Raw genomic sequence first — 688 nt, 5'->3', positions numbered from 1 at the left:
CGGTCTTGACGAACCGTGGGGTCCGGGCTGATTTCTGTCCCTCGATGACCTCCCGTGCCCGGTTCTCCTGGGCCGTGAGCGTTGTGTTGTCGTGAACAGCTCTCTTGCGGGAGTAGGCCCACACCGCCCGCCATGAGCCCGGGTGCGCGGCAGGGTCCCAGACGGGTTCGGTACGCAGATCAGGGTTGTTCTCGTTCTTGTGGCCGGTCCTGGGGGTGACCGTATCGATCAGCTGCCCGTCGCTGAACGCGTCACCGTGCCAGCGGAAATGCGAGGCCAGATCGTTCGGCGCTTTCGTCATCCGGGAACCGACAATGAACCGCAGGTTCGCCTCGTCCAGCTCGCGCAGATTGCCGGCTGAGAGCATGCCTGCGTCGGCGACGACGACCAGGTCGGCCAAGCCGTGGCGGACCTGGAACTGCTTGATAATCGGGATCATGGTTGCCGTCTCGGCCTTGTTGCCCTCGAAGCAGCCGATCTCCAGCGGAAACCCGCCGCGATCCACGAGCAGACCGACAACGATCTGGGGATCAACGCGACGTTCCTTGGAGTACCCGACTTTCCGCAGCTCGTCTTCCTTCTCCGCCTCGAAATACAAGGTGGTCACGTCATAGAGCACCAGTGAGACGTCCCCGTCGGTCCTGGTGTGCTCGAAGCACCAGGTCGCGACCCGGTCGCGGTACTTATT

1 protein-coding gene is annotated in these 688 nt (G+C 63.1%); it reads right to left on the bottom strand.

Features of this window, described 5'->3' with window-relative positions:
• Window positions 1-688 (bottom strand): IS1634 family transposase (locus tag IEW19_RS23185; RefSeq protein WP_188573891.1); only part of this gene is annotated, 688 nt, incomplete at both ends.

It is taken from the genome of Arthrobacter liuii, from assembly GCF_014639275.1.
Taxonomy (GTDB): Bacteria; Actinomycetota; Actinomycetes; order Actinomycetales; family Micrococcaceae; genus Arthrobacter; species Arthrobacter liuii.
This window is presented reverse-complemented; position numbering and strand designations above follow the sequence as displayed.